The organism is Gordonia sp. i37 (genome assembly GCF_002043085.1).
Lineage (GTDB): Bacteria > Actinomycetota > Actinomycetes > Mycobacteriales > Mycobacteriaceae > Gordonia > Gordonia polyisoprenivorans.
In genome coordinates, this window is record NZ_MVPX01000462.1 from 1 (window position 1) to 3647 (window position 3647).

Genomic DNA, 3647 nt, shown 5'->3' on the forward strand with positions numbered 1-3647 from the left:
GGGAGCCGCTGCGTGAGCTGCTCTCGGGTCCCGACTACACGCTGATCGAGAACGCCACCACCGGTCGCAGCGCCGACAAGTACGGCGGTCTGGTCTTCGACGCCACCGGGATCACCTCCCCCGCCGAGCTCGAGCAGCTCTTCGAGTTCTTCCAGCCGGTCATGCGCTCGACGGCGGCCTGTGCGCGCTTCGTCGTGCTCGGCACCACCCCCGAACTCGTCATCGATCCTGATGAGCATGTCGCCCAGCGCGCCCTCGAGGGATTCACCCGCTCGCTCGGCAAGGAACTCCTCAAGGGGTCGACCGTGCAGCTCGTCTACGTCTCCCCCGACGCCAAGACCGGGCTCACCGGCCTGGAGTCGACGCTGCGCTTCGTGCTGTCGGCCAAGTCGGCCTTCGTCGACGCCCAGGTGATCCGCGTCGGCGCCGACGACGCCACCGCGCCCGCGAGTTGGGACAAGCCGCTCGAGGGCAAGGTGGCCGTGGTGACCGGTGCCGCCCGCGGTATCGGCGCGACGATCGCCGAGGTGCTGGCCCGCGATGGCGCCCACGTCATCTGCGCCGACATCCCGGCTGCCGGCGAGGCCCTGGCCGAGACCGCCAACAAGGTCGGCGGCACCTCGTTGCCGCTCGACGTCAGCGCACCCGACGCCGGCGAGAAGCTCGCCGAGCATGCGCTCGCGCGCCATGGCGGCATCGACATCATCGTCAACAACGCCGGCATCACCCGCGACAAGCTGCTCGCCAACATGGATGCGGCGCGCTGGAATTCGGTGATCTCGGTCAATCTGATCGCGCCACAGCAGTTGGTCAACGCCCTCGTCGAGAAGGACGCGTTGAAGCCCGGCGGCGCGGTGATCGACGTGTCGTCGATCGCGGGTATCGCGGGCAACCGCGGCCAGACCAACTACGGCGCCTCCAAGGCCGGCGTGATCGGTCTCGTCGACACCTACGCCCCGCTGCTCGCCGAGAAGGGCATCACGATCAACGCCGTCGCCCCCGGTTTCATCGAGACCAAGATGACCGCCGCGATCCCGCTGGCCACCCGCGAGGCCGGCCGCCTGATGAGTTCGCTGCAGCAGGGCGGTCAGACCATCGACGTCGCCGAAACCGTTGCCTACTTTGCCAATCCGGCCTCCAACGCCATCACCGGCAACGTGGTCCGGGTCTGCGGCCAGGGATTCCTGGGGGCGTGATGAGCAAGACCATCACCCTCTCGTCGCCGCCGAGCACCGCCGACGTCTACTCCAAGGCGGTCACCGCGATGCTTCCGGTGATCGGCAAGCCCGCCCGGATTCGCGCCGACGCGACAATCCCGGACCGGCGCTACCGGCTCGAGAACATCCGCATCGATCCGGACCGGCTGCTGGCCTACACCCGCGCGACGGGTCAACAGTTCGGCCCGACGCTGCCGATCACCTACCCGTTCGTGTTGCAGTTCCCGCTGGCCATGAAGATCATGACCGACGGCGACTTCCCTTTCGGCGCAGTCGGTTCGGTGCATCTGGAGAACACCATCACGCGACTGCGACCGATCGGGATCGACGAGCCGCTGACCATCGTGAATCACGCCGAGAACCTGCGTGAACACCGCAAGGGCATGCTCATCGACATGGTCTCGGAGATCAACGTCGGCACCGAGCTGGTGACCCGGCAGGTGGCAACGTTCCTCAAACAACAACGCACCAGCCTCTCCGACGAACCGCGCGGGCCGGCTCCGCGGGATCAGGCGCCACCACCACCGGATGCGGTACTCACCGTCGACTTGGCCAAGATCCGCGAGTACGCGGCGGCGTCGGGGGATCGCAACCCGATCCACATGGGCGATCTGACCGCCAAGGCGTTCGGCTTCCCGAAGGCCATCGCGCACGGAATGTGGAGTGCGGCAGCCGCTGTCGCCAACGTCGAGGCGCAACTGCCCGACGCCGTCACCTACACGGTCCGGTGGGGTAAGCCGATCCTGTTGCCGGCCAAGGTGAACGTCTACACCCATAGGGTGGACGGCGCCGGGAGCGCAGCGAGCGGGCCGAATGATTCCGGCGCCGGGAGCGCAGCGAGCGGGCCGAATACCTACGGCGCCGGGAGTTTCGACATCTCGATTCTCAACCGGCGCAAGGGGTATCCGCACCTGACGGCGACCACGCGTACCAACTGAGGCGACCACCAGGTCACCGAACTCCCGTCCGGCAATGCCGGGCGGGAGTTCTGCGTTTCGCTGCTGCCCGCGACACGAGACCGCTCGAAGTCCGGGACGATCTCGGGGTCATCCCCGATGTCGCCACCACCGGCGAGTCGTAGCGTCGGCAGCATGAGAAAGCTCGCCCGGATCTGGGGTCTGACGCTCGTGGTGATGGTGTGTGTGTTCTTCATCGGCCGCGCGGCGGCCGAACCGTTCACCGTCGGCAACGATTACCAGAACGACTGGGGCGGGCCTAGTCTCGTCGGTGTGCTCGCCGTCCACATGATGCCGGGGCTACTCGCGGTGGCGGTGCTGGTGTGGCTGGGTTCGGTGACGTTGCGTCGGCACCGGTGAATCCGCGTCAGGACGGCGTGTGGATACCGACGCCCTTCAGGCCGCGCCAGGTGATGCCGACCAGGAGATCGGTGGCGGTCTCGAGGTCGACGTCGCCTTCGCTCATCCGGTCGGCAACAGCCTCACCGGCCCCGACGAGCGCGATCGCGGTGAGCTCGAAATCGATGTCGAGCGCGCCCTCGACCGTGGTACCGCGGCGGATCAGGTCGGAGACCATATCGACGATGTGTCGACGGCTGGTGCTGACGGTGTCGGCGAAGGCCGCCGATCCGACGGCAACCCGGTAGAGCACCCGCCAGGACTCGCCGTTCTCGTCGACATAGCGGAGGAATTCCCGCACCACCGTGCGGGCCTGTTCGCTCTGGCGCAGCTTGGGGTCGAAGCCGACCGACATCGCGTCGATGAACCGACCGCCCTCTCGGGCGATACACGCACTGAACAGCTCTTCTTTGGACCCGTAGTACAGATACAGCATCGGTTTGCTAATCTTCGCCTGGGCTGCGATCGAATCCATGGACGTGTCCCGGAAGCCGTTCTCGGCGAACACCGAGACCGCGGCGTCGAGCATCTGCTGCTCGCGCACCGCGCGGGGCAGTCGTTTGGTCCCGCCGACCATGATGGCTCCTCACACTCGCCACACCCCCACCGCGCGGCAGGGATCAGATCATCTTACCGTTCAGTAAGATTCAGCGGTAACCGGCTGCGCGCAACGCGGCGAGGATCTCCGACCGTGACCCGCCCCCGAAGCGCCGGCGAATACGGGCGACGTGGTGCTCGACGGTCTTCGCCGAGATGAACAACCGGGCGCCGATCTCGGCATACGTGCAGCCGGCGAGAAGCTCGTGGGCCACCTGCGCCTCACGTTCGGTCAACGGTCCCGATGGTGGGCTGACCTGCGGGGATGACACTTCGGCGCGTGTCGGACGCGGGCTCGGCAGGTCGGGTGCGGCGGTGTCGGCGCACAGACGGGCGGCGTCTGTCGGTGCGCCGATGGCGACCAGTCCGGCCCGGGCCTGCACCACCCGCCGATCGTCGACCGGCGTTGCGGCGAAGGCCAGATCGTGCACGACACGCGCGGCCGCCACCAGAGTTGCGGTGCGCTCGTCCCCGGGAT

At 67.6% G+C, this 3647-nt stretch carries 5 protein-coding genes; 3 read left to right on the forward strand and 2 right to left on the reverse strand.

Features of this window, described 5'->3' with window-relative positions; genetic code table 11:
- From B1964_RS22610 to B1964_RS22620, 3 genes are all read left to right on the forward strand, one after another.
- On the forward strand, positions 1-1196 hold a 1196-nt coding region (locus B1964_RS22610; protein ID WP_079931364.1), incomplete at its 5' end, for a 3-oxoacyl-ACP reductase.
- Positions 1196-2155: a MaoC/PaaZ C-terminal domain-containing protein gene (locus B1964_RS22615; RefSeq protein WP_079931365.1), complete on the forward strand. Its 960-nt coding sequence runs from the start codon at positions 1196-1198 to the stop codon at positions 2153-2155. The genes B1964_RS22610 and B1964_RS22615, both read left to right, overlap by 1 nt.
- A gap of 153 nt (positions 2156-2308) precedes the next feature.
- Entirely contained in the window at positions 2309-2533 is a 225-nt protein-coding gene (locus B1964_RS22620; protein ID WP_079931366.1) for a hypothetical protein, read from the forward strand.
- Between the two features lie 7 nt (positions 2534-2540).
- Here B1964_RS22620 and B1964_RS22625 read toward each other — a convergent pair whose 3' ends face one another.
- Both B1964_RS22625 and B1964_RS22630 read right to left on the reverse strand, forming a co-directional pair.
- Positions 2541-3149, reverse strand: a complete 609-nt coding sequence (locus B1964_RS22625; RefSeq protein WP_079931367.1) for a TetR/AcrR family transcriptional regulator — start codon at positions 3147-3149, stop codon at positions 2541-2543.
- Positions 3150-3219: 70 nt separating this feature from the next.
- The coding region (locus tag B1964_RS22630) for a helix-turn-helix transcriptional regulator (RefSeq protein WP_139765837.1) at positions 3220-3647 on the reverse strand (428 nt) is incomplete at its 5' end.

Coding starts and splice junctions, on each gene's coding strand:
- B1964_RS22615 (WP_079931365.1), top strand. CDS start 1,196: ATGAGCAAGACCATCACCCTCTCGTCGCCGCCGAGCACCGCCGACGTC.
- B1964_RS22620 (WP_079931366.1), top strand. CDS start 2,309: ATGAGAAAGCTCGCCCGGATCTGGGGTCTGACGCTCGTGGTGATGGTG.
- B1964_RS22625 (WP_079931367.1), bottom strand. CDS start 3,149: ATGGTCGGCGGGACCAAACGACTGCCCCGCGCGGTGCGCGAGCAGCAG.